The 24,243-nt window shown below is 68.3% G+C and carries 21 protein-coding genes; 6 read left to right on the top strand and 15 right to left on the bottom strand.

Going from position 1 to position 24,243, the window contains the following annotated elements; genetic code table 11:
• Nucleotide 1: 1 nt before the first annotated feature.
• The 7 genes from P7L68_RS08310 to P7L68_RS08280 form a co-directional block, all read right to left on the bottom strand.
• Complete coding sequence (locus tag P7L68_RS08310; RefSeq protein WP_372004103.1) at nt 2–2,476, bottom strand: TonB-dependent siderophore receptor; 2,475 nt, start codon at nt 2,474–2,476, stop codon at nt 2–4.
• Nucleotides 2,477–2,560: 84 nt separating this feature from the next.
• The gene (locus P7L68_RS08305; protein ID WP_372004101.1) at nt 2,561–3,571 is read right to left on the bottom strand and encodes a FecR domain-containing protein; all 1,011 of its coding nucleotides are present in this window, start codon (nt 3,569–3,571) and stop codon (nt 2,561–2,563) included.
• Nucleotides 3,564–4,088, bottom strand: a complete 525-nt coding sequence (locus tag P7L68_RS08300; RefSeq protein ID WP_372004099.1) for a sigma-70 family RNA polymerase sigma factor — start codon at nt 4,086–4,088, stop codon at nt 3,564–3,566. The genes P7L68_RS08305 and P7L68_RS08300 overlap by 8 nt, the downstream gene beginning before the upstream one ends.
• Nucleotides 4,089–4,201: 113 nt before the next feature.
• Nucleotides 4,202–4,807 carry a hypothetical protein gene (locus P7L68_RS08295; protein ID WP_372004097.1) on the bottom strand — a complete coding sequence of 202 codons (606 nt, stop codon included), beginning with the start codon at nt 4,805–4,807 and terminating at the stop codon, nt 4,202–4,204.
• Nucleotides 4,804–5,985, bottom strand: coding sequence for a succinyl-diaminopimelate desuccinylase (dapE, locus tag P7L68_RS08290; RefSeq protein ID WP_372004095.1), 1,182 nt, complete (start codon nt 5,983–5,985; stop codon nt 4,804–4,806). Before dapE ends, P7L68_RS08295 begins: the two co-directional genes overlap by 4 nt.
• Nucleotides 5,986–6,038: 53 nt before the next feature.
• On the bottom strand, nt 6,039–6,905 hold the full coding sequence (dapD, locus tag P7L68_RS08285; RefSeq protein WP_372004093.1) for a 2,3,4,5-tetrahydropyridine-2,6-dicarboxylate N-succinyltransferase: 867 nt from the start codon (nt 6,903–6,905) through the stop codon (nt 6,039–6,041).
• A 74-nt stretch (nt 6,906–6,979) separates the two neighbouring features.
• Nucleotides 6,980–7,747, bottom strand: coding sequence for a pyrimidine 5'-nucleotidase (locus P7L68_RS08280; protein WP_372004091.1), 768 nt, complete (start codon nt 7,745–7,747; stop codon nt 6,980–6,982).
• Nucleotides 7,748–7,902: 155 nt separating this feature from the next.
• On the opposite strand from P7L68_RS08280, the gene P7L68_RS08275 reads away from it, so the two are divergent.
• Both P7L68_RS08275 and P7L68_RS08270 read left to right on the top strand, forming a co-directional pair.
• Nucleotides 7,903–9,579, top strand: a complete 1,677-nt coding sequence (locus P7L68_RS08275) for an EAL domain-containing protein (RefSeq protein WP_372004089.1) — start codon at nt 7,903–7,905, stop codon at nt 9,577–9,579.
• A gap of 299 nt (nt 9,580–9,878) precedes the next feature.
• Nucleotides 9,879–11,231: a methyl-accepting chemotaxis protein gene (locus P7L68_RS08270; RefSeq protein WP_372004087.1), complete on the top strand. Its 1,353-nt coding sequence runs from the start codon at nt 9,879–9,881 to the stop codon at nt 11,229–11,231.
• Between the two features lie 116 nt (nt 11,232–11,347).
• Here P7L68_RS08270 and argB read toward each other — a convergent pair whose 3' ends face one another.
• The 7 genes from argB to P7L68_RS08235 all read right to left on the bottom strand — a co-directional run bounded on the left by argB (nt 11,348) and on the right by P7L68_RS08235 (nt 16,758).
• Nucleotides 11,348–12,265: an acetylglutamate kinase gene (gene argB / locus P7L68_RS08265; protein WP_372004085.1), complete on the bottom strand. Its 918-nt coding sequence runs from the start codon at nt 12,263–12,265 to the stop codon at nt 11,348–11,350.
• Nucleotides 12,266–12,439: 174 nt separating this feature from the next.
• On the bottom strand, nt 12,440–13,240 hold the full coding sequence (gene yihA, locus P7L68_RS08260; RefSeq protein WP_372004083.1) for a ribosome biogenesis GTP-binding protein YihA/YsxC: 801 nt from the start codon (nt 13,238–13,240) through the stop codon (nt 12,440–12,442).
• 41 nt (nt 13,241–13,281) lie between these two features.
• Nucleotides 13,282–14,988 carry a membrane protein insertase YidC gene (yidC, locus tag P7L68_RS08255; protein WP_372004082.1) on the bottom strand — a complete coding sequence of 569 codons (1,707 nt, stop codon included), beginning with the start codon at nt 14,986–14,988 and terminating at the stop codon, nt 13,282–13,284.
• Nucleotides 14,981–15,391 carry a membrane protein insertion efficiency factor YidD gene (yidD, locus tag P7L68_RS08250; RefSeq protein WP_372004080.1) on the bottom strand — a complete coding sequence of 137 codons (411 nt, stop codon included), beginning with the start codon at nt 15,389–15,391 and terminating at the stop codon, nt 14,981–14,983. Before yidD ends, yidC begins: the two co-directional genes overlap by 8 nt.
• Nucleotides 15,388–15,879 carry a ribonuclease P protein component gene (rnpA, locus tag P7L68_RS08245; protein ID WP_372004078.1) on the bottom strand — a complete coding sequence of 164 codons (492 nt, stop codon included), beginning with the start codon at nt 15,877–15,879 and terminating at the stop codon, nt 15,388–15,390. The genes yidD and rnpA overlap by 4 nt, the downstream gene beginning before the upstream one ends.
• Nucleotides 15,880–15,928: 49 nt before the next feature.
• Complete coding sequence (rpmH, locus tag P7L68_RS08240) at nt 15,929–16,063, bottom strand: 50S ribosomal protein L34 (protein WP_014746230.1); 135 nt, start codon at nt 16,061–16,063, stop codon at nt 15,929–15,931.
• Between the two features lie 200 nt (nt 16,064–16,263).
• Nucleotides 16,264–16,758 carry a hypothetical protein gene (locus P7L68_RS08235; RefSeq protein ID WP_372004076.1) on the bottom strand — a complete coding sequence of 165 codons (495 nt, stop codon included), beginning with the start codon at nt 16,756–16,758 and terminating at the stop codon, nt 16,264–16,266.
• A gap of 198 nt (nt 16,759–16,956) precedes the next feature.
• Between P7L68_RS08235 and P7L68_RS08230 the strand changes: the two genes are divergently transcribed.
• The 4 genes from P7L68_RS08230 to P7L68_RS08215 all read left to right on the top strand — a co-directional run bounded on the left by P7L68_RS08230 (nt 16,957) and on the right by P7L68_RS08215 (nt 23,520).
• Nucleotides 16,957–19,695 carry a cation-translocating P-type ATPase gene (locus P7L68_RS08230; protein WP_372004074.1) on the top strand — a complete coding sequence of 913 codons (2,739 nt, stop codon included), beginning with the start codon at nt 16,957–16,959 and terminating at the stop codon, nt 19,693–19,695.
• Nucleotides 19,696–19,832: 137 nt separating this feature from the next.
• Nucleotides 19,833–20,588: a TVP38/TMEM64 family protein gene (locus P7L68_RS08225; protein ID WP_372004072.1), complete on the top strand. Its 756-nt coding sequence runs from the start codon at nt 19,833–19,835 to the stop codon at nt 20,586–20,588.
• A complete protein-coding gene (locus P7L68_RS08220) occupies nt 20,585–22,045 on the top strand; it encodes an NAD(P)/FAD-dependent oxidoreductase (protein ID WP_372004070.1) in 1,461 nt (486 codons plus the stop codon). The genes P7L68_RS08225 and P7L68_RS08220 overlap by 4 nt, the downstream gene beginning before the upstream one ends.
• Before the next feature lie 17 nt (nt 22,046–22,062).
• Nucleotides 22,063–23,520, top strand: a complete 1,458-nt coding sequence (locus P7L68_RS08215; RefSeq protein WP_372004068.1) for a sensor histidine kinase — start codon at nt 22,063–22,065, stop codon at nt 23,518–23,520.
• Nucleotides 23,521–23,535: 15 nt separating this feature from the next.
• On the opposite strand, the gene P7L68_RS08210 is transcribed toward P7L68_RS08215, so the two are convergent.
• The gene (locus tag P7L68_RS08210) at nt 23,536–24,225 is read right to left on the bottom strand and encodes an O-methyltransferase (RefSeq protein WP_372004066.1); all 690 of its coding nucleotides are present in this window, start codon (nt 24,223–24,225) and stop codon (nt 23,536–23,538) included.
• Nucleotides 24,226–24,243: the final 18 nt, after the last annotated feature.

Genomic DNA, 24,243 nt, shown 5'->3' with positions numbered 1-24,243 from the left:
TTCAGAACCTGAGCGTCAGCGAGCCGAGCACCGCGAAGGGCTGGCCCGGATGGGCGATCGACCGGTCGCTGGCGCGGACGATATACGCCTCGTCGAACAGGTTGTAGACATTGAGCCCGACCCGGCCGCCGCCCCAGGCATACCAGAGTGCTGCATCGGTCACGATGTAGTCGTCGAGTTCAATGCTGGGGTCGAACTGGGCCGTGCTGGTGCCGGTATAGCGCACGCCGCCGCCCAGCCCCCAACCATAGAGGTCGAGCCCGCCCGCGCGGTCGCCTTCCTGGAAGTCATAGCTCATCCACAGCCGCGCCTTGTGGCGGGGCACGCCGCCCAGCGGCTGGCCCACCGCGGAGGGATCGTCCGGATTGGAGAGGGTCTCGGTTTCGGTGAAGGCGTAGTTGGCCACGACCTTCAGGCCGTCGGTCAGCTGGCCGGTCAGATCGAATTCGATGCCGCGGCTGCGCTCGCGCACATCCGACAGATAGGCCGAGATGCCGGTGGCGTTGTAGAGGGCGTTGTCGAAGACCGCGACATTCTCCTTCTCGATCTGGAAGACCGAGACCGTGGCCAGAAGCTGCTCGTCGAAGAAGGCCGCCTTGGCGCCGACCTCGTATTGCAGCCCTTCCTCGGGCAGGATCGGCGATCCGGAGCGGTCGAGAATGCCCGGCCGCTGCGGCAGGAAGGACTGGGTGACGCTGGCATAGACGGAATATTGCGGCGTCAGCCGGTAGAGCACCCCGGCACGGCCGGTGAAGGCGCCTTCCTCGATATCGGGGGTGGCGACGCCGTCGCTCTCATTGTCCTGGCGGAACGTGTCGTAGCGCCCGCCGAGCAGAAGCTTCAGCCGGCCGTCATCGAGCAGGGAGATCTGATCCTGAAGATAGAGGCCGGCCCATTCGGTCGTGCCCTGGACCCGCTCGACGGCGAGATTGGCCGGCACCGGAAAATCGACCTGCGGATCATTTGAAATCGGAATGACCGGGCCGTTGACCCGCGACCGCCGGACGTCGGAGTCCTGACGGATCAGTTCGGCGCCCAGCAGAACCTCATGATCGACCGTCCCGGTCTGGAACGCCGCCGTGGCATCGAGCACGAACTGGATCTCGTCTTCCCGCCGGTCCTCGTTCTGGTAGCGCGTCGGCAGAAACGAACCCGCGGCGGTGTCGACCACACCCCGCGGTCGGAGCGCCTCGTTCTTCGAATCCGCGCGGTGGAACTGAAGCTGGTTGCGCAGCGTCCAGGTGTCGTCGAGGCGGTGGGTCAGCTGATAGGCGGCGGTGTAGTCGTCGATGGTCCGCCCGCCGAGATCGGGATCGCCGAAAAAGGTCGACGGATCGACCAGCGGCCGGCCGTCGGTGCCGAGGGGGATGCCGGTGTCGTAGGGCTGTTCCTCGTGCACCACCGCAAGGTCGACCAGAAGCTCGGTGTCGTCATCCGGCAGCCAGAGCAGGCTGGGCGCCACGGCATAGCGGTCGACCTCCATCTCGTCGCGGAACGAGCCGGCATCGGTATAGGCCGCGTTCAGCCGGTAAAGCAGGTCGCGATCGGCGGTCACCGGCCCGGTCAGATCGACCGAGGTGCGGAACAGCTCGTCGGTGCCGATCTGCTGCTCCAGAACATAGGCCGCTTCGGCCTGCGGACGCTTGGTGACGACATTGACCACGCCGCCCGGTTCAAGCGCGCCATAGAGGATGGAGGCCGGCCCCTTCAGAACCTCGACCCGCTCCACATTCACCAGATCGACCGCGCCGGTCGATGTCGCCCGCAAGCCGTTGCGCAGCAGGCCGGGCGATTCGAAACCGCGGATCATCGGCAGGACTTCGGACTGGGCGTTCAGCGTGTTGCCGGCCTGCTGGACACCGCTCACATTCTCGTAAACGTCCTTGAGGTTGAGCGACCCCTGATCCTCGATCACGTCGCGCGGCACCACCTGCACCGAGAGCGGGGTCTCCAGGATCGACGCATCGGTCTTGGTTGCGGTGAAGCTGCGGGTGGCGAGATAGCCCTCGACGGGGCCGGTCGCCGTCTCAACTGCCCGGCGGCTGCCGGTGACGGTCAGCGGGTCGAGCCGGGTGGTCCCGTCGGATGGCGGCGCCGGCAGCAGGGTCACGGTGCCGTCCGCCTCGGTGATCCAGCCGATGCCGGTGCCGGCGAGCAACCGGCCCAGCGCCTCGTCGACGCTGAACTGCCCCTGAACAGCGCCGCCCCGCCGGCCCGCGACCACCTCGGCCGCGCCGCTGACCTGAACCCCGGCCTGGCGGCCGAAGGCGGCCAGCGCCTCGTCCAGCGGCCGGGCCGGGATGTCGAAGGCGATCCGGTCCATGCCGGCGGCCACCGCCACCGACGCCACGGCCGTCAGGGCCACCAGCCCGACCGGCGCCAGCACCGTCATCAGCCCGAAGCCGACCCCGGCGGCGATCGTTACCCGCCCTGCCCCATCCCGCATACCGTCGAACCCTTCCTCGTCGGAGACCATCTCACGCAAATGCGGATCATTTGCGTTCTCATCCCAACAACGGACGGCTCGATTTTTCTTTTCAGGAAAAAATGACCGGGCCTCTCAGCCCGCGGCGGTGACCAGCGTCAGAAGCGGGCCGAAGGCGCGGACCTCGCCGCCGACCGGCCGCATCATCGCCTTCAGCGCGCGCTGCGGATCGCGCAGATCGTAAAGCCCGGTCACCCGGCGGGCGCCGAGTGCCGCATCGGTGATCAGGATCCAGCCCGGCTGGTGGCGCCGCAATTCCGCCACCACCTCGGCGACCGTGGCATCGGAGACGAACAGCCGGCCGTCCCGCCAGGCACCGACATCCTCGGGCGCCAGTCGCCCCCGGGTGACGGCGCCGCTTGCGGTATCGACCGCCAGCCGGTCGCCGGCCGCCAGCTGCTCCACGCGTCGGCCCCTGGCCGGCGCCACCCGGACGGTGCCGCTCGCCACCTCCACCACCACCCGGCCGCCATCGGCGGCCACGTCGAAGGCGGTGCCGGTGACGGTGACCGCGACATCGCCGGCCCGAACGATGAAGGGCCGGGCGGGATCGGGCATCACGTCGAAGAAGGCGCCGCCATCGATCAGGGTCACCTCGCGCCGGCCGTCGTCGAAGCGGCTGCGGATCGCGGTGCGGCCGTCGAGTTCCACCCGGCTGCCATCGGCCAGCACCACCCGGCGGGTCTCGGCCACACCGGTCGCGGCATCGGCGCCGAGACCGGCAAAGCCGCCCGGCCTGACGCTCGCGACCGCCACCATCGCAACGACCGCGGCGGCCGCCGCCATCATGGCCCCGCGGCGCAAGGCCCTGTGCCGCATGGGCCGGGGCTGCATGGGGCGGCGCGGCGGTTGCGGCCTGGTATCGCCAACCGGCGGCAGGGTATCGGCCTGCACAGGCACCACCCGCAGGGGCCCCGCCTCCCCCAGATCGCGCCAGGTCGCGCAGACCCGCGCCCAGGCGGCCTCATGCGCCGGATCGGACCGCCGCCAGGCCTGCCAGCCGGCCCGGACCGCCGGATCCTCCGGGGTGTCCTGCAGGCGCAGCAGCCAGTCGAATGCCGCTTCGAGCACCGGATCCTCAGCCATGGCCGGCATCATCCGGCCCGATCGCCGCGGCGATCTGCATCAGGGCGCCGCGGACCATCCGATGGGCGGTCGGCACCGACACCCCCAGCCTTGCGGCAATCTCGCCCAGCGTATGGCCGCCGAACCGGTGCATCTCCACCGCGATGCGGATATCGGGCTCCAGCCGGTTCAGCACCGTCACGATCCGCGCCAGCGTGCGGCGATGGGTGACCTCTTCCTCGGGCGTGCGCGGCACCGCCGGCAGCATCCACCAGGGGGCGCCTTCGTCCTGGTTGCGGACCTCCACCGCCCGCCGGCGGCTCCAGTCCAGCGCCAGATTGCGCACGATCCGGTACAGATAGCCCAGCGGCTGATCCAGCGCCGCATCGGTCTGGCCTGCGGGCACGAAGCGCAGGAAGGCATCCTGGACGACATCCTCGGCACGCGCGCGATCACCACCCGTGATCGACGTCGCATAGTCGATCAGGTCCGCGCGATGGGCCATGAACAGCGCCAGTTTGCCGAGATCGTGGGTCAATGCACCCGCACCGGAGATCATTCAGGGCCGAACCCTAGCCTGAATGCGAGTGCGTATCAATATCGGGTGAAATGATCGTTTCACCATCCGGTCCGGCCGAAGAGGCAGCACCATCAGACGAGGCGGGCCAGGAGGATCGGCCAGAGGATCGCCAGCAGCACGATCAGGGTCACCGCCCCGGAATTGAGCCCGAGCGTCAGCCGGGTCATGAACCATTCCATGCCGATCAGCGCCGCAAGCGCCAAGGTGGTGAGCAGGCCGGCAAGCGGCGCCGGCAGCACGCCGGCGGTCGCGATCACCGCCACCATCACATAGACCTGGACCATCGACAGCCAGTTGCGGGCAACGACATAGGGCACGAAGCCCCGGGCGATACCGGTGCGCCGGGCCAGGATCAGCAGCAGGAGCGGGAAACTCGCCCAGGCAAGGAGATCGACCAGCACATCGCCCAGCAGGCCGAAATGATCCGTGCCAGTCGCCATGGTCGCGATGACGTCGGCGGCTGCCTCTTCGCCGGGCGAGGGAGGCGTCGCCCCTTCGCCCGGCACCGGCAGGCTGTAGAGCAGCAGATAGCCCGGTACCGCGAGCAGCAGGGCCGTGAAGGAGTGCCAGAAACCGGTGACGTCGATCCGCAACAGATCCAGCGCCCGCCGGTCGAAGCGGGCGAGGCCCAGGCCTCCGCGAATGCCGCGGAGCAGATCGCCGCCGCCAGCGCTCACGCTCCGACCGCGCCGATCCGGGCGGGCGGCGTCGCCATGTAATCGGCGATCACCCGCTCATAGATGCGCGACAACGCTTCCAGCGCCGCAACCGCCACCCGCTCGTCGGTTTTGTGCATGGTCTGGCCGATCAGGCCGAACTCGCAGACCGGGCAGTAATCCTTGATGAACCGCGCATCCGAGGTGCCGCCGGTGGTGGAAAGATCCGGATCGAGCCCGGTTTCGGCCTTGACCGCATGGGCCACCAGCGAGGAGAACGGCCCCGGCTCGGTGACGAAGGCATCGCCGGTGATCCGGTAATCCATCTCCCAGCGCCCGCCGACTGCATCGAAACTGCGCCGCAGCCAGGCTTCAAGGCTGGCCGGGGTGTGCAGATCGTTGAAGCGGATGTTGAAGCTCGCCTTCGCGATCCCCGGAATGACGTTGGTCGCCGGGTTGGCGATATCGATGGTGGTGACCTGAAGGCTCGACGGCTGGAAATAGGGCGTCCCCTGGTCCAGCTCGTGCTCCACCACGCTCGACAGCATCTTCAGCAGCCGCGGCACCGGATTGTCGGCCAGATGGGGATAGGCCACATGGCCCTGCATGCCATAAACCGTCAGATGGCCGGTGACGCTGCCGCGCCGGCCGATCTTGATCATCTCACCCAGTCGCATCGGGTTGGTCGGCTCGCCCACCAGGCAGTGATCCATGCGCTCGGCGCGATCACGCATCCAGCCCAGCATCTTCACCGTGCCGTTGATCGCGTCGCGTTCCTCGTCGCCCGTGATGACCAGCGCCAGCCGGGGCTTGCCGCCCTCTGCAATGTAGCGCGAGACCGCCGCCACGAAAGCGGCGATCGAGCCCTTCATATCGACCGCCCCGCGGCCGTAGAGATGGCCGTCGATCACCTCGGCACCGAAGGGATCGACCGTCCAGCCGGCGGCATCACCCACCGGCACCACGTCGGTATGCCCGGCATAGCCCAGCACCGGCAGATCACCGTCACGATCACCGATCGTGGCATAAAGATTGTCGACCGGATCCCAGCCGGGCTGTTCGAAAGGCAGCCGGTGACAGGTGAAGCCCAGCCCCTCAAGTGCCGCCTGGAGCACGTCGAGCGCGCCGGCATCGGCCGGGGTCACGCTCGGCCGGCGGATCAGGTCGCGGGCGAGGTCGAGGGTGTCGATGACGGCCATGGGGCGGGAATCCGGTCAAGTTTAGAGGGGGCAGGAGGCGGCACAGGCCGCCATCAGGTCCGCAGCAGCTCGTTGATGCCGGTCTTCTCGCGGGTGCGGGCATCGACCGTCTTCACGATCACGGCGCAATAGAGGCTGGGACCGGGGGTGCCGTCGGGCAGCGGCCGGCCGGGCAGGGCACCCGGCACCACCACCGCGAAGGGCGGCACCTTGCCGATATGGATCTGGCCGGTCTCGCGGTCGACGATCTTGGTCGAGGCGCCCAGGAAGACGCCCATCGAGAGCACAGCGCCCTCGCCCACGATCACGCCTTCAGCCACTTCCGAGCGGGCACCGATGAAGGCACCGTCCTCGATGATCACGGGGCCGGCCTGCAGCGGCTCCAGCACGCCGCCGATACCGGCACCGCCCGAGATATGAACATTGCGGCCGATCTGGGCGCAGGAACCGACGGTCGCCCAGGTATCGACCATGGTGCCCTCGCCCACATAGGCACCGATGTTCACGAAGCTCGGCATCAGCACGGCACCGGGGGCGATATAGGCGGAGCGGCGCACCACGCAATTCGGCACGGCGCGGAAGCCGGCGGCGCGGAAGCGGGCATCGTCCCAGCCCTCGAACTTCGACGGCACCTTGTCGAACCAGGGGGCATTGCCGCCGGGGCCGCCGGGGATCGGCGCCATGTCGTTCAGGCGGAAGGACAGCAGAACCGCCTTCTTCAGCCACTGATGCACCACCCAGTTGCCGTCGGCCGCCTTTTCGGCGACGCGCAGAACGCCGCCATCCAGCGCCTCAAGCGCGGCATCGACCGCATCGCGGACCTCGCCTTTGGTGGCGATGCCGATCTCGGCGCGGTTTTCCCAGGCGGCCTCGATCACGGCGGCCAGTTCTGCCGTGGCGGGTGCGGCGGTCGCGGTCATGTCGTCTCCCTCGGGACAGGTTGGGGGGCGCGCAGGCGCGCACGGATCGCAGTTTAGGCCGCGCGGGGCGGGTGTCAACGTGCGCTCCGGTCCCGCCCCACCGTATCCAGATGGGCGAGATAGGCCTCCAGCCAGAGCGAGAGGTCCGGCGACACCCAGTCGATATGGTCGCCCTTCGATCCCAGCAGCGAGAACGGCTCGCCGGTATTGATCCAGACCGTGCGCATGCCCAGCGCCGCCGCCGGGGCCAGATTGCGGGCGCTGTCTTCAAACAGCACCGATGTCGCCGCGTCGACGCCATAGCGGCTGCAGAACAGATCATAGACTTCGGGCGCAGGCTTGGGCACGAAGTCGGCGGCCACGATGTCGAAGATCGCCTCGAACCGGTCGGCGATGCCCATGCGGGTCAGGATGCGGTCGGCATGGGCGGTGGAGCCGGCGGTGAACACCAGCTTGCGCCCCGGCAGCCGGTCGATCGCCACCCCAAGCCCGGGCGCCGGCGGCAGCACCGAGACGTCGATGTCGTGGACATAGTTCAGATAATCATGCGGATCCAGGCCATGGCGGAGCATCAGCCCGCGCAGGGTGGAGCCGTGGGCGCGGAAATAATCGCGCTGAAGGGTCAGCGCCGCCTCGCGATCGAGCGAAAAGCTCTCCATGATGAAGGCGGTCATGCGGCGGTGGACCTGGTCGAACAGGCGCGAGCCGGCGGCATAAAGAGTATTGTCCAGATCGAAGATCCAGGTGTCGACATGGTCGAGCGCCGACCAGTCGAGGCCCGGTTTCAGAGCGACGGGCCCAAGCAGGCTGTCCTCCGAAGGGGTGGATGGGGTATGAGTCATCAGCTGCGGTTCCTCGAAGCGAAGGAGATCCTGCACGGGCCCGCCGCCCGCACATCCCGGATACGACGTTAAGGCTTCCTTGACGCACGTTGGAGATATACTTGACCACGTTCCTGTCGGAAGATCGGGGACAAGGTTTTCGAAACAAGGGTCCGATGTCCCGGCAGAGCGTGCAGACGCCAGAGCCCATTCGCAGCCTGAAGCAGGAACGCGACCGTTTCGTCGCGCTGGCCTTTACGGCTGCCGATATCCTGCTCGAACTGGACGAGGCGCGGATCATCCGTTTCGTGGCCGGTGCGACCACGGGCCTGCTCGGCCGTGAGCAGGACCGGCTGATCGGCGTGGCCCTGGATGAGCTGGTGGCAGAAGACGATCGGCGGATGATCACCGCCGTGCTGGATCGCCCCGGCGTCGCCGGCCGCTTCGAAGCGGTGATGGTGCGGCTGGCCAACCCGCATTCCACCGTCACCCGGCGGGCGATCGTGAGCGGCTACCGGCTGCCGGATCTGGGTGGTCATTACTTTCTGGCCCTGTCCCTGCCCAAATACATGGTCGCAACCGATGTCGCGACCGAGGCGCGCGATGTTGAGACCGGCCTGATTTCGGCCCGGTCCTTCGCCCAGATCGCCAAGCACCGCCAGCAGGAAGCCAATGATATCGGCTCCAGCTACGAGATGACCCTGCTACATCTTGAACGCTTCGGCCTGCTGCGTCAGCAGCTCGACCGGTCACTGACCGACGAGTTCATGGCCAACCTGACCAGCCTGTTGCGCGCCAATTCGGTGGTGGGCGACAGCGCTGCCCGGCTGGATCAGGACACCTACAGCGTCATCCACGGCGCCGAGACCGATGTCGCCAAGCTCCGCGAACAGGTCAGCAGGCTGGCCCGCACCGTCGATCCCAAGGGCGATGTGCTGGGCCTGCGCATGGCGACCATGCCGCTCGACGGCGCCGAACTGGGCTCAACCGACGTCGCCCGGGCGATCAGCTTCGTGGCCGAACAGCTGAAGGAGCGCAAGCTGTCGGGCCGGATCAACAGCCTGCGCCGCCAGCATGGCGAGATGGTCGACGATACCGCCCGGCGGATCTCGGAATATCGCGGCATCATCCGCCGCCGGGATTTCCGGGTGGCGCTGCAGCCCATCGTCGATCTGGCATCCCGTCAGGTCGAGCATTATGAAGCGCTGCTGCGGCTGAAGCGGGTCGATGAAAGCCCGTTCGAGGTGATCACCTTCGCCGAGCAGGCCGGCTTCATCGAAGAATTCGACCTCGCCATCTGCCGGATGGTGATCGACAAGATCAAGCGGGCGGAGCAGCGCAGCCAGGTGCTGCGGCTGGCGGTCAACCTGTCGGCGCGGTCGATCGAGAGCGAGAGCTTCGTGATCGCCTTCAATAAGCTGCTGGCAACGTTGGGGCCAATGCGCGATCGGCTGATGTTCGAAGTGACGGAAACCGCGCGGATCGACGATCTGGGCCGGGCCAACGCCTTCCTGCAGGATCTCCGCCGTGCCGGGCACCGGGTCTGCCTCGACGACTTCGGATCAGGCCAGGCCTCGTTCCAGTATCTGCGATCGCTGAAGGTCGATCTGGTCAAGATCGACGGTTCCTATGTCCGCAATGCACTCAAGACGGATGACGACCGCAAGTTCCTGCGCGCGATCATTCAATTGTGCAACAGTCTGGGCATCATCACCGTCGGTGAAATGATCGAGAACGAAGCGACGGCGAACTTCCTGCGCTCCAATGGCGTCCAATACGGACAGGGTTATCTGTTCGGACGGCCGTCGGTGGACATCTCGGATTTTCACGAGCAGACGCCCCCGCGCAAGTGAGACAAATTCCCCGTCGGATTTTTTTGTCGGGTAGTGATCCAAAATAGCGCATTCATTTTTTTGCAAGCTTTTTAGCCTTAAATGAAAACCGTCACCTGGATGACATGTTGAAACTCTGCGCCCCCGAATTTGGTTGAGATGACCAGGAACTGCTCTCCTGGGTGAGTCATCGGCAAATCGCCACGGCCGACGGTTTTTCGATGACATATGTACATCGACCTTGCCATGTTGCGGCGTCGAACAATCTCAGCACCGTCCGATAGGGCAGACCTTTCAAGTTGCGAGACGGGACCGGGCCCATGAGCCTACAGACGCTTGATGCCGATCAGCGCCGCCGCTGTGCGGCATTCGACCTGAACGATGACGATCTGAACGCCTTGGCGGCATATCGGGCGCGGGTTCAGCAGCGGCTGCCCGCCCTGCTTGACGCCCTGCATGAGCGGTTTGCCCCCTGGCCTGAAATTCAGGCGGCGCTCAAAGACCCGGAGGTCCACGCCGTCCGGCTGGCCCACTGGGGCCGGGCCGCCGGTGGCCAGATCGGTGACGGCTTCGCCGCCTCGGCGCGCAGGCTCGCCTCGGCCTTCTACGACCACGGCGTGCCGGGCTATGCGGTTGCGATCTGCCATTCCACGGTCTCGCGCGCCATTATCAACGATCTCTGCAACGCCGGTTCCAGCGGCCTGTTCGGCCACAACCGCCGCCGCAATGACGACGCCGCCTTCCGGACGGCCCTGTCCAAGATGGCCTGGCTGGATCTGGAACTTCTGCTCGAAACCTATGCCGAAGCCGAAGCGGCAAAACGTACCGAGGTGATCGGCAGACTGGCCGACAGTTTCGATCGGCAGATGGGGCGGGTGGCCACCTCCATGGGCCAGGCGGCGCAGGATGCCGAAGCCGCGACCCGGCGGATGTCCGAGACGGCGGTTCAGGCCCTCGACGGCGCCTCGCAGGCCGCCGATATCGCCCGCGATGCTGCCGGCAACGTCCAGGCCGTGGCCAGCGCCACCGAGGAACTTGCGGCCTCCGTCGCCGAGGTCGGCAGCCGCGTGGCACAGTCTGCCGGCATGGCGGCACGCGCGGTCGAGGATGCGAAGCGCACCGATGCAGTGGTCCGCACCCTGGCCGAGACCACCCAGCGGATCGACGAAGTCGTCTCGCTGATCAACAGCATCGCTCAGCAGACCAATCTGCTGGCGCTGAACGCCACCATCGAAGCGGCACGGGCCGGCGAAGCCGGCAAGGGCTTCGCCGTGGTCGCCGGCGAGGTGAAGACCCTGGCCAATCAGACCGCAACCGCCACCGATGATATCGGCCGCCAGATCGCCCAGGTCCAGCAGGCGACGCGTGATGCGGTGGAGGCGATCAGCGCCATCACCAGCGGCATCGGCGAGATCGACGCCATCTCGACCTCGGTGGCCGCGGCGGTCGAGGAACAGGTTGCAACCACCCGCGAAATCGCACGGGCCGTGGCAGATGCCGCCCAGGGCAACCGCCGCGTGTCCGAACTGATGGACGGGCTGCAGGCCGGATCCGGCACCAGCCGCGCCGCGGCCGGCGAGGTGAACACGGCCATGGCCATGCTGAACGATCAGTCGCGCCATCTGCGTCGGGCGGTGGACGACTTCCTCGACGAGGTTCGCAAGGCCTCCTGAGCACGAACCGGGACCGACCGGCTGCATGAACCGAAAAGAGGGGTGCCGATCCGTCGGCACCCCTCTCTCTTTTCATATGGCTACGGCTCGTGCTGCCGTGGCGCCCTGAACCGCCGTCAGGCGTGGATCAGCGTGCCGATGCCGCGATGGGTGAAAGTCTCCAGCATCATGCCGTGGGCAACCCGGCCATCCAGGATCACGGCCGCTTCGGTGGATCCCTCCACCGCGGCGATGCAGGTCTCGACCTTGGGGATCATACCGCCGGTGATGGTGCCGTCGGCCATGTAGCGACGGGCCTCCGCCACGCTCATATCCGAGATCAGATTGCCTTCCTTGTCGAGCACGCCCGGCACATCGGTCAGCATCAGCAGCCGGCGGGCCTGGACGGCGGCGGCAATGGCGCCGGCCGCGGTATCGGCATTGATGTTGAAGGTCTCTCCCTTGGCGCCCACGCCCACCGGCGCGATCACCGGGATCATGTCGGACTGGGCGATGGTGGTGATGACCTTGTCATTGATCTCGGTCGGCTCACCCACGAAGCCCAGGTCGAGGATCCGCTCTATATTGCTGTCCGGGTCGCGCTTGGTACGACGCAGCTTCTCGGCGCGGATCAGGTTGCCGTCCTTGCCGCAGATGCCGATGGCGGTGCCGCCGGCGGCGTTGATCGCCCCCACGATCTGCTTGTTGATCGAGCCGGCCAGAACCATCTCGACCACCTCGACCGTCGCCTTGTCGGTGACGCGCAGCCCGTCGACGAAGCTGGAGGCGATCTTCAGCCGCTCCAGCATCTGGCCGATCTGCGGCCCGCCGCCATGCACCACCACCGGATTGATGCCCACCTGCTTCAGCAGCACGATGTCGCGCGCAAAGGTCTCGGCCAGGCTTTCGTCACCCATGGCATGGCCGCCGTATTTGATGACGAAGGTGCTGCCGGAATGGCGGCGCAAATAAGGCAGCGCGTCCGAGATCGTCGCGGCCGTCCGCAGCCAGTGCTTGGTGTCCGAGATCGAATTGGGGGTCTTGGAGGTGCTCATGCGGCGGCGCTCCTGAAAGACTGCGGGTGGCAGGCCCAAGGTTCGTGACGGCCGGGCCCTGAGAGGCCGGCCTTTTCCAAGCCGGGACCATACGCCGAACCGGGCGGCACGGAAACCGCCGGATGACGACAAAATACACACGCCGGAAAATACACAAGCCGGCCGGCCGGTGGCTCAGCCGCCCTGATTGTTCTCAAGCAGAAGCCGGGCGATCGCCGCGCGCAGCGTCTCCATGCCGCGCATCTTACGGCTGCTGGTGACGATCACCTCCGGATACGCCGCCACATGACGGCGCAGCTCGGCCTCGATCGCCTGCAGCCGCTTCTCCAGCACCGGCGCCTTTTCCTTGTCCGCCTTGGTCACGACCACCTGATAGCTCACCGCCGCATCGTCCAGCAGCTTGAACACCTCGCGGTCGTTCTCCTTCACCCCGTGGCGGCCGTCGATCAAGACATAGACCCGGGCAAGATTGCTGCGGCCGCGCAGATACGAGAACACCATCTTCTGCCAGGCCTTGACCATGGCCTTGGGTGCCTCGGCATATCCGTAGCCGGGCATGTCGACCATCATCAGCCGGTCGGCGAAACGGAAGAAGTTCAGCTGCTGGGTGCGGCCGGGGGTGTTCGACACGCGGGCAAGGTTGCCACGCTCGGTCAGCGCGTTGATCAGGCTCGACTTGCCGACATTGGACCGGCCGGCGAAGGCGATTTCGGGCAGATCGTCGGGCGGCAGGTCGCGCAGCCCGGCGGCGCCCATGACGAAGGAGACCGGGCCCAGCAGCAGGCTGCGGCCGGCCTGGACCAGTTCGGGATCCAGAGCCTCTGTCGCACGGTCGACGGCATCGGGCTCCGCCGCCTCCCGGGCCCCGGAAACCGGAACCCCGGCCGCTTCCGCGGCCGGGGTCGGGGTGGTCGCAACGGTCTCCGGGGAGATGTCGGGACCGCCGTCCCGCGTCTGATCTGGTCCGGCGTTCATCTCCGGCATTCCTCGGATGGTTGGGGTGGTGGCGGACGTCGTCAGACCTTGACGCCCATCCGCCGCATGATCAGCCACTGCTGGCCGATCGAGAGCAGGTTGTTCCAGGTCCAGTAGATCACCAGACCGGCGGGGAAGCCCGCGAACAGGAACAGGAACATCACCGGCAGGAACATCATGATCTTCGCCTGCGTCGGATCGGCCGGCGCGGGGTTCAGCTTCTGCTGAAGGAACATGGTGAAGGCCATGAGCACCGGCCAGATGCCGATCGCCAGGAAATGCGGCGGGGTATAGGGCAGCAGGCCGAAGAGATTGGTGATGTAGAGCGGGTCCGGTGCGGAGAGGTCGTGGATCCAGCCGAAGAAGGGCTTGTGCCGCATCTCGATGGTCACGAACAACACCTTGTAGAGTGCGAAGAAGACCGGGATCTGGACCAGGATCGGCAGGCAGCCGGCGGCCGGATTGACCTTCTCCTTCTTGTAGAGGCCCATCATCTCCTGATTGAGACGGACCTTGTCGTCCTTGTAGCGATCGCGCAGCTTCACCAGCTCAGGCTGCAGCTTCTTCATCTTGCTCATCGCCACATAGGACTTGTTGGCGAGCGGGAAGAAGAGCGCCTTGGTCAGCAGCGTCAGGATCAGGATCGAAATGCCGAGATTGCCGACGATGCCTTCGATCCAGAGCAGAACCAGGAAGATCGGCTTGGTCAGGAAGTAGAACCAGCCGAAATCGATGGCGAGGTCGAAGTTCTTGATGCCGAGTGCATCGCCGTAGCCGTCGAGGACGTCGAGTTCCTTGGCCCCGGCGAAGACCCGCGACACGGTGCTGGCCGTGGCACCGGGTGCGACCTCGCGGGCGGTGCCCAGATAGTCGACCTGATATTTCGGCGTGTTGCCGACCACCGAATGGCCGAAGCGCGCCGTCACCGCCTCGGACTGATCGGGGATCACCGCCGCCAGCCAGTACTTGTCGGTGATGCCGAACCAGCCGCCGGTCGACGTGGCCGAGACCGGCTGCCGCTGTTCGGCCAGATCGTCGTATTTGTATTCCTTGAGGGTGCCGTCGACGACGCCGAGCGGACCTTCATGCAGGATGTAGTAGCCGAGCGTCTGGGGCGTGCCGCTGCGCGAGACCAGCGAATAGGGATAGAGGGTGACCGCCGCATCGCCGGTGTTCGACACCTTGTCGGTGACGGTGAACATGTAGTTGGCGTCGATCGAGATCTGGCGTTCGAACACCAGCCCCTGGCCGTTGTCCCAGGTGAGGGTCACGGGATGCTCAGGGCTCAGCGGGCGATCGTCGGCCGGCGTCCAGACCGTATCGGCGCCGGGCAGCTTCACGTCGTTCGACGAAGCGACCCAGCCGGTCTGGGTGTAATAGGCAGCCCGGGTGCCGAGCGGCGAGAGCAGTTCGATGCGCGGCGAGGTCTGATCGACGGTCTCGTGATAATCGACCAGCGCCACATCGTCGATCCGCCCGCCTTCCAAGCTGATCGAGCCCGACACGCGCGGCGCCTCGATCTTCACCCGCGGATCACGGGCCAGCGCCGCTTCGCGGTCGAGCGGCGCGGGGGCTGCAGGCATCGCACCGGGGGCCGAAGGCGCCGTGCTGCCGGCGGTCGCCGGCGCTTCGGTCGACACGGTCTGGGCTGGCTGCTGCGGCTTCGGCTGCGGGACCAGGAGGTAGTAACCGAAGAGGATCGCGATCATCAGGACCATCGCGATCATCAGGTTGCGCTGTTCAGGCATCGGCCTCACCTGATTTGCCGGCGCCTGGCTCAGCACCGGATCCGGGGCGCGGCGGCACCGGGTCATAGCCCGACGTCCCCCACGGATGACACCTCAGGATCCGTCGGAGCGCCAGCCAGGCGCCATGGACGGGTCCGTGAAGCTGCACCGCCTCGATCGCATAGGCCGAACAGGTCGGCAGATGCCGGCATCGGGGCGGCAGATAGGGTGATATCACAAGCTGATAGCCCCGGACGAAGACGATCATCAGCGTGGCGACGCCACGACCGATGATGCCCTGCCGGGGCTGATGGCCCATGTCGCCAGGGCCCGGATGGCCGGGTCCTGAATGGCCGGAACCGGATTGTCCGTCTGCCGTCGCAACCCGGCAGCCGCAGCCGGCGTGGTGGAGATGGCCGCTCATGCGTTGCCGTCCCCCACCGCGCCCGGTGCAGATACCGCTGCCGCAGGGGCCCGGCCCTTCGCCCCGCCCCCGTCTCCGCGTCCGCTGCGCCGGGGCCGCGGCGCCTTGCGCAGCGCCTCGGCCAGATCGGCAAGCAGGCGGTCATAGTCGCGGTCGACGGTCTGGGTGCGCGCGATCAGCACATAGTCGTGAGCCGGCATCGCCTCGGCGATGCAGGCATCGACCGCGGCGCGCAGACGCCGACGGGCCCGGTTGCGGGCCACCGAATTGCCGACCTTGCGACTGGCGGTGAAACCGACCCGGACCGAGATCCGTTCGGCGGCACGGGCGTCACATTCGGCCGCCGTCCAGGGACGGGCCTGCACCACGACACCCGGCGTCGCCCACTTCATCCCGCTGCGCGCGGCGGCGAGGAACTCGCCGCGGCGCTTCAACCCGGCTGCACCCGCCTTCACGACCCGGCCCTCGAACGATCGGGGCCGCGCCACCGCCGGAACCGGATGGTCCGGGGCGCGCGGCCCGACGAAGACGGTCCGGTCAGGCGCTCAGGCGCTTGCGGCCGCGCGAACGACGGTTGGCCAGCACCTTGCGGCCACCGACGGTCGCCATGCGCGACCGGAAGCCATGACGGCGCTTGCGAACGAGCTTGCTCGGCTGATAAGTCCGCTTCACGGTAGGAACTCCATATCTGCTGTGACCGGCACTAAGGCCCCGATACCGGCGCCTTTCCATGCGGGTCACGCACGCGCCGGGCGGGCCGCGCCTGCCGGCGAAACCCGAATAACCACGGGCTTATACGGGCACGTCCCCTGCCTGTCAATCGCAAGCAGGGGCCAGGATCATCTGTTGCGGGCAGGTGGGTTGCGGGTGCCTCAGAAATCCCCGCTCAGGATCTCCGCCCGCCGCCGGCCGTGATAGTCGGCATCGATCCGGCCGCGGGCCAGCAGGTGGTCCAGTTCGGACAGGCGTTCCTGCCGCATGCGGTCGTCCCCCTGTGCAGCCCGCGCCGCGTGCAGGGCCGTCAGCGCCTCTTCAGGGAGGTCCGGCGCCGCCTGATGCAAGGGGCGCATGGCGGTGAGCGGCGGGCAGAAACCGGCAGCGCGGCCATGGCCGTCGCGGATGGCATAGCCGTAACCCGCGAAATGATCATCCGGATAGCGATAGGACCAGTGGCGCCCCCCGGCGCAGTCGCGATCCGCCGGCTCCAGCGACATCACCACCGGCCCCATGCCGTCGGCGGTGGGCTGATCGCCGACATGATAGCGATGCTCCACCCGCGCGAGAGTGGACCGGGTGCCGAAATCATGAGGCGAGCAGGCCGCGGCAGCGAGACCCGCAAGAAGACTGGCGACAAGCACCGGGCGCATGGCGGTTCTCCGTGTAGGCCGGTTGTCCGGCAAGTGTGGCGGCTTCGCCCGATGCGGGCAAGTGCGGCGACTTGCCCTGGATCAAGGCGAAGAATGCTGCACCGCATCATGCTATCCTGGCGTTTACGCGACGCGCCCCTCTCCCCTCCCTGTGGACGCCCCTCGTGGACGCCCCTCCCTGTGGACGACCGAGCGATCATGACCAGACAGAGCCCCGGCCCCGAAACCATCGCCGAGACCGCCTGGCACGCGGTGCCCCCGGAGGCGGCCCTCGCCGCACTCAACACCGGTCCCGACGGCCTTGCCGGCGACGAGGCCGCCAGCCGACTGGCCGCTTTCGGCCCGAACCGCCTGGAGGCGAAAGCCGGGCGCAGCGTGATGGCACGCATCGCCGGCCAGTTCCGCGATGTGCTGATTCACGTGCTGCTGGTATCGGCCGCGATTTCCATCCTGCTTGGGCATTATGTCGATGCCGGGGTGATCCTGGGTGTGGTGGTGATCAACGCGGTCATCGGCTTCGTGCAGGAAGGCCGGGCCGAAAAGGCGCTGGCGGCGATCCGCGACATGATCGCGCCGCGGGCGGCCGTGCTGCGCGGCGGCATGCGGGTGGGCGTCGATGCCGCGGAACTGGTGCCGGGCGATGTGGTGCTGATCGAGGCCGGCGACCGGGTGCCCGCCGATCTGCGCCTGCTGGATGCGGCCGGGCTGCATGTCGATGAAAGTGCGCTGACCGGCGAATCGGTGCCGGTCGCGAAATCGACCACCCCCACCCGCCCCGATGCCGCCCTGGCGGACCGTGTCTGCATGGCCTATTCGGGCACGATGACCACCGCCGGTCAGGCGCGCGGGCTGGTGGTGGCGACCGGCTCCACCACCGAAATCGGCCGCATCGGCCGGATGATTGAGACGGTGGAAACACTGGAGACCCCGCTGGTCCGCCAGATGGCGGGTTTCGGGCGCCGTCTGTCGGCGGTGATCCTGGCGGTGTCGGCGCTGGTATTTGTGGTTGCGGTGGGCCTGCGCGGCTATACCTTCGACGAAGCCTTCATGGCCGTGGTCGGCCTCGCCGTCTCGGCGATCCCCGAAGGACTGCCGGCGGTCATGACGATCACGCTGGCGATCGGCGTGCAGCGCATGGCCCGGCGCCGCGCGATCGTGCGCCGCCTGCCGGCGGTCGAAACCCTGGGTGCAATCGGAGTGATCTGCTCCGACAAGACCGGCACGCTGACCGCCAATGAGATGACGGTGCGGGATTGCGTGCTGGCCGACGGCCGCCTCTCGGTCGAGGGGCATGGCTACGGCCCTGAGGGGCGGGTGGCGACCGAGGCCGGCGACGATCCCGCCACGGCCGTGGCAACCGTACTCGCCGATCTGGCCCTGGCCGGGCTGTTGTGCAACGACGCCCGGCTGTTCGCCGATGACCAGGGCCGCTGGCTGGTCGAGGGCGACCCGATGGAAGCGGCCCTGGTCCGGCTGGCCGCGAAGGCCGGGCTCGATCCCGACGAAACCCGGGCCGCCCGGCCGCGCATCGGGCTGATCCCCTTCGACAGCCGCCATCGCTGGATGGCAAGCCTGCATGCCGGAACGGATGATCCCGGGCCGCTGCTCTGCGTGAAGGGCGCCCCCGAAGTGCTGATCGGGATGTGCGAGGCGGAGGCGATCGGCATCGAGGCCGGAATCGGTACCCGCCCCATCGATCGGGCGGCATGGGAAGCCGAAGTGGCGGCACTGGCCGGGCGCGGGCGCCGCGTTCTGGCCATTGCCGCCCGCAGGCTTGCCCCCGGCGCCGCGATGCCGGCGGCGGGCGAGATCGGCCACGGGCTGGTGCTGCTGGGGCTGGTCGGCATGATCGATCCGCCGCGTCCGGCGGCGGTGGAGGCGCTGGCCGCGGCCCGCAGCGCCGGCATCAAGGTCAAGATGATCACCGGCGATCATGCGGCCACCGCCGCGGCCATCGCCCGCGACATGGGCATGGACGTCACCCATCCGCCGGCAACCGGCGCCGAGCTGGATGCCGCCGATGCCGAAACCTTCGCAAGGCTGGCCCAGGAGCGCCAGGTCTTCGCGCGGGTGAGCCCCGAACACAAGCTGCGGCTGGTGGAGGCCTTGCAGGCGAAGGGCGCCGTGGTCGCGATGACCGGCGACGGCGTCAACGACGCCCCGGCGCTGAAGCGGGCCGATGTCGGCGTCGCCATGGGCAACAAGGGCACCGAGGCCGCCAAGCAGGCGGCACAGATGGTGCTGGCCGACGACGATTTCGCCTCGATCGTGGCGGCGATCCGCGAGGGCCGCACGGTCTATGACAATCTGCGCAAGGTGATCGCCTGGACCCTGCCCACCAATGGCGGCGAGGCCATGGCGATCGTGGCCGCCATCCTGCTGGGCCTGACCCTGCCGCTGACGGCCGTGCAGATCCTGTGGATCAACATGATCACCGCCGTGGGGCTTGGCCTGACGCTGGCTTTCGAGCCGACGGAGCCCGCGGCCATGCGCCGGCCGCCGCGCGCCGCCGATGCGCCGCTGGTGACACCCTTCCTGTTCTGGCGGATCGGCTTCGTCTCCTTCCTGTTCGTGCTGGGTACCTTCGCGGTCTTTCATCTGGGCGAGGCGCGCGGTCTGGGGCTGGACGGGGCGCGCACGCTGGTGGTGAATGCGGTGGTCGCGATGGAGATCTTCTATCTTTTCGCCGTGCGCTACATGGCCGGCCCCTCGCTCACGCTCACCGGCATCATGGGCACCCGGGCGGTGCTGACGGGCATCGCCGTCACCGTCGCCGCCCAGGCGGCTTTCACCTGGTGGCCGCCGATGAACCGGCTGTTCCAGACCGTGCCGCTGGGTCCGGTCGAGATCCTGATCGCCACCGGCGCCGGTGTCGCCCTTTTCGCGGTGATCGAGATCGAAAAGCGGATCACGCGGCTGGTGACCGGCCGGCACTGATCCCAGCCGCGCTGACATGCCGATACCGGCCGGGCTCGCGGGGCGATCACGGCAAGTTTATTGGCGGGCGGGCGGGGCCGTCGTTACATCTGGATCAGGGCGGCCATTCCGGCCGCCCGCCGATGGACCCGCCGCCGATGACCATGTGCCGCAAACCCCCGCATCCCGAGACAGGTGGCCGCCGCCCGCTGCTGCGCTGCCTGCCCTTCGCGATCCTGGTGGCCGCACTGGTGCTCGCCCTGGCGGGCGGGCTGCATCATCAGCTCACACTCGACGCACTCGCCCGTCATCACGACCGGATCACCGGGCTGATCGAGGCCCATCCGCTGGTCGCGATCGCGGGCTTCGGCCTTGTCTATGCCGTCTCGGTCGCGATTTCGCTGCCGGGGGCGGCCCTGCTGAGCCTGGCGGCCGGGCTGTTCTTCGGCGTGCCGCTGGGTCTCGCCATCGTGCTGGTGGCGGCGACCGCCGGCGCCGTTGCGGTCTTCCTGGCGGCGCGGGGCGCGCTGAGGCCGCTGATGCTGCGTCATGCCGGTGCGAAACTCTGCCGCATGGAGGCCGGGTTCCGGCGCAATGCCGTCAGCTATCTGCTGTTCCTGCGACTGATGCCGGTCTTCCCCTTCTTTCTGGTCAATGTCGCCCCGGCCCTGTTCGGCATGCGGCTTCTGTCCTATGCGGCAGTGACACTGATCGGCATCGTGCCGGGGGCGCTGGTCTTTGTGTCGCTCGGCGCCGGGCTGGGCGGGGTGGTCGCCGAAGGCCGGGTGCCGGAGCTTGGCGATCTGATGACGGTCGAGATCATGGCCGGGCTGTCGGGGCTTGCCGTGCTTGCCCTGCTGCCGGCTTTGGTGTCGCATGTGAAGGCCCGCCGCGCCGCACGGAGACGCCCATGACCAGCCCCGAGCGGATGCTCGCCACCGACATCTGCGTGATCGGCGCCGGCGCCGCGGGGTTGAGCGTCGCCGCAGGCGCCGTGCAGATGGGCGCGCGGGTGGTGCTGGTCGAACGCGGCCGCATGGGCGGCGACTGCCTGAACGTCGGCTGCATTCCCTCGAAGGCGCTGATCGCCCGGGCGCGTGCGATGGCCGAAGCCGCGCGATGGCCGGAGCTGGGGCTTCGGGGCACACCGCCCCTGGCCGATTTCGGCCGGATCAAGGACGGGATCGCAGAGGTGATTGCCGGCATCGCCCCCCATGACTCGGCCGAACGCTTCCGCAGCCTGGGTGTCGAGGTGATCGAAGCCGATGCCCGGTTTCTGGACCGCAACCGGCTGATGGCGGGCGAGCGGATCGTCACCGCCAGGCGGTTCGTGATCGCCACCGGCTCCCGCCCCGCGCTGCCGCCGATCGAAGGGCTGGAGCGGGTGGTGGTCCATACCAACGAGACGATCTTCGGCGACCGGATGCAGCCCGAGCATCTGGTGATCCTGGGCGGCGGGCCGGTCGGGGTCGAAATGGCCCAGGCCCATCGCCGGCTGGGATCGGCGGTGACCCTTGTCACCTCGGGCAGCCTGCTGCCCTCGGAGGATCCGGAACTGGTGGCGGTGATCCGCGCCCGCCTGCTGGCCGAAGGCGTGGTGGTGCTGGAGCAGACCCGCGCCGTGGCCGCCGCCCCCCGGGCCACCGGCGACGGCGTGCGGCTGCATCTGGCGGGATCCGGCGGCGCGGGGCAGGTGGTGGAGGGGGACCAGCTGCTGGTCGCAACCGGCCGCAGGCCCGTGACCGGGGGGCTCGATCTTGCGGCGGCCGGCGTCGAGGTCGATGCCGGCGGCATCCGCGTCGATGCGCGGCTGCGGACCAGCAATGCCCGGATCTTCGCCATCGGCGACTGCATCGGCGGGATCGACGGCGCACCGCCGCAACGCTTCACCCATATGGCCGGCCATCATGCCGGCGTGGTGATCCGCCAGGCCCTGTTCCGCCTGCCGGCCCGGGTGGAGACCCGGGCGGTGCCGCGGGTGATTTTCACTGATCCCGAGCTTGCCCGCGTCGGGCCGACCGAAGCCGAGGCACGGGCCGCCCATGGCGATGTCCGGGTGCTGCGCTGGCCTTTCGACGAGATCGACCGCGCCCGCACCGAGGGGCGCCGCGACGGGCTGGTCAAGGTGCTGGTCGGCCGCCGCGGCCGCATTCTGGGCGCCGGCATCGTGGGCGAGGGCGCGGGCGAACTGCTGCAGAGCTGGGAACTCGCGATCCGCGAAAAGCTGAAGATCGGTGCCATGGCCGGCCTGATCACGGCCTATCCGACCCGCGCCGAGGCGTCGAAACGCGCCGCCGGCCAGGCCTTCACCGAGCTGCTGTTCGGCAGTCGCAGCCGCCGTCTGGTGCGGCTGCTGCTGCGGCTGCCCTGAGGGGAGACGCGATCCTCATGCCCGACAGCAGACCGCGGCGCCGTCTCCGCCTGCCCTTCGTCGACAGCCTGTCCGGCCGGCTGCTGCTGCTGACCGTGATCTTCGTGATCCTGGGCGAGGTGCTGATCTACCTGCCCTCCATCGCCCGTTTTCGCCTGGTCTTCCTGGAGGCCCGCCTTGCCTCGGCCCATCTGGCGAGCCTGGCGCTGGAAGATCGCGACATGGAGGTCACGCCGGGGCTGGAAAAGGTGCTGCTCGACAATTCCATGGTGGTCGCCGTGACGCTCAGCCGGCCGGGCCGGCCCGATCTGATGCTGGGCGAACTGGCGCCCGCCGCCCGGACCGTGGATCTGCGCCAGCAGACACCCTTCACGCTGATTCGCGACGCGCTCGACTGCCTGCTGAAAACCCAACCCCGGCTGATCCGGGTGATCGGCCCCGCCCCGATGGCGCCCGAGATGGTGGTCGACGTGCTGTTCCAGGAACGGGATCTGCGCGATGAAATGCGCGCCTATTCCATCCGTATCCTGACCCTGACCATCGTGCTGTCGGCGATCGTCGCCGCCCTGCTCTACGCCGCCATCGAACGGCTGATGGTGCGGCCGATGCGTCAGATGGCGGCGGCGGTGATCGCCTTCCGCGAAGCGCCGGAAGATCCGGCCCGGATGATGCCGACCTCGCGCCGGAGCGACGAGATCGGCATCGTCCAGCGGGAACTGGCGATGATGCAGCAGAGCGTGCGCCGGGCGCTGGAGCAGAAAAGCCGCCTGGCGGGGCTGGGAGCTGCGGTCGCCAGGCTGAACCATGATCTGCGCAATCTGCTCTCGACCGCCCTGCTCAACGCCGACCGGATCGAGCGCGAGGCGAGCCCCGCGGTGCGCCGGCTGCTGCCGCCGATGATCACCGCCCTCGACCGGGCGATCACCCTCTGCGGCCGGTCATTGGGCTTTGCAACCACCCAGATGCCGGCACCGGACAAGACGCGGCTCGATCTGGCGCAGGTGGTGGCAGAGGTGCTGGCAACGGTGGAGCCCGATCCGCCGGCCGCGCCGGACGATCCGCTGCTGCCGGCCGCCGACCCGGGGCCGATCGCCAGGATCGGGGCCGTGCCGCCCGGAACCACGGTGCTGGCCGATCATGATCTGCTCTACCGGATCCTGGCCAATCTGGTGCGCAACGCGCTGGAGGCCATGCAGGCGGCAGCCCCGCCGCCCGATGGCCACCGGCTGGTGATCGCCATCGGCCGCAGCACGGGCGACGAGGTCGCGATCCGGGTCGAGGATACCGGCCCCGGCCTGCCCCCCAAGGCTGCCGCCCATCTCTTCGAGCCCTTCACCGGCTCCGCCCGGCCCGGCGGCACGGGGCTGGGGCTGGTGATCGCCCGTGAACTGGCCCGCGCCCATGGCGGCGACCTGACCCTGGACCGCACGGGCCCCGAGGGCACCCGCTTCACCCTGCACCTGCCGGTCAGCTAGCTTCAATCTCATCAGTCAGACGGACGTCACCCGGATCAGCATGAAGCCGTCATGGCCCTTGACGCCCACGGTCTGCAGCACCGTCGCCTCCAGCCGCGGATCGGCCGCGACCATGCCGGTGAAGCTGCGCACGCCCTGAACCGAGGCATCGCCGTCGGGATCGGTGACCCGGCCGTCGCGCACCACATTGTCGGCCAGGATCACCGACCCGGGCCGCACCAGCATCATCGACCAGTCGAGATAGATCGGGTTCGACGGCTTGTCTGCGTCGATGAAGATCAGGTCGAAAGGCGGCTCCGACCCGTCTTCGACCGCCGCGGCAAGATCGGGCAGATGGTCGTGAGCGGGGCCGACGCGGAGGTCGATCCGGTCCATCACCCCGGCAGCCGTGAGGTTGGCCCGGGCCACGGCCGCATGGTGCGGATCGAATTCAAGCGTGACCACACGCCCCGCCGGGCCCAGCGCGCGGGCCAGGTGGAGTGTGCTGTAGCCGCCGAGCGTGCCGATCTCCAGCACCCGCCGCGCGCCGATCATCTTCGCGACCAGCCCCAGGAAGCGGGCCTGAAGCGGCGAGACGTCGTGGGGCGGCAGGCCGGCCGCGGCATTGGCGGCAAGGGCCGCCTCTCCCGCCGGATCCGCCGGCAGCAGGTGGCCGGCAAACCAGAGGTCGACCGCCTGCCAGCGATCGGTATCGGTCCGGGTCATGGGGGCACAGGCTCCGCA

The sequence above is a fragment of the Tistrella mobilis genome (genome assembly GCF_041468085.1).
Taxonomy (GTDB): domain Bacteria; phylum Pseudomonadota; class Alphaproteobacteria; order Tistrellales; family Tistrellaceae; genus Tistrella; species Tistrella mobilis_A.
This window is presented reverse-complemented; position numbering and strand designations above follow the sequence as displayed.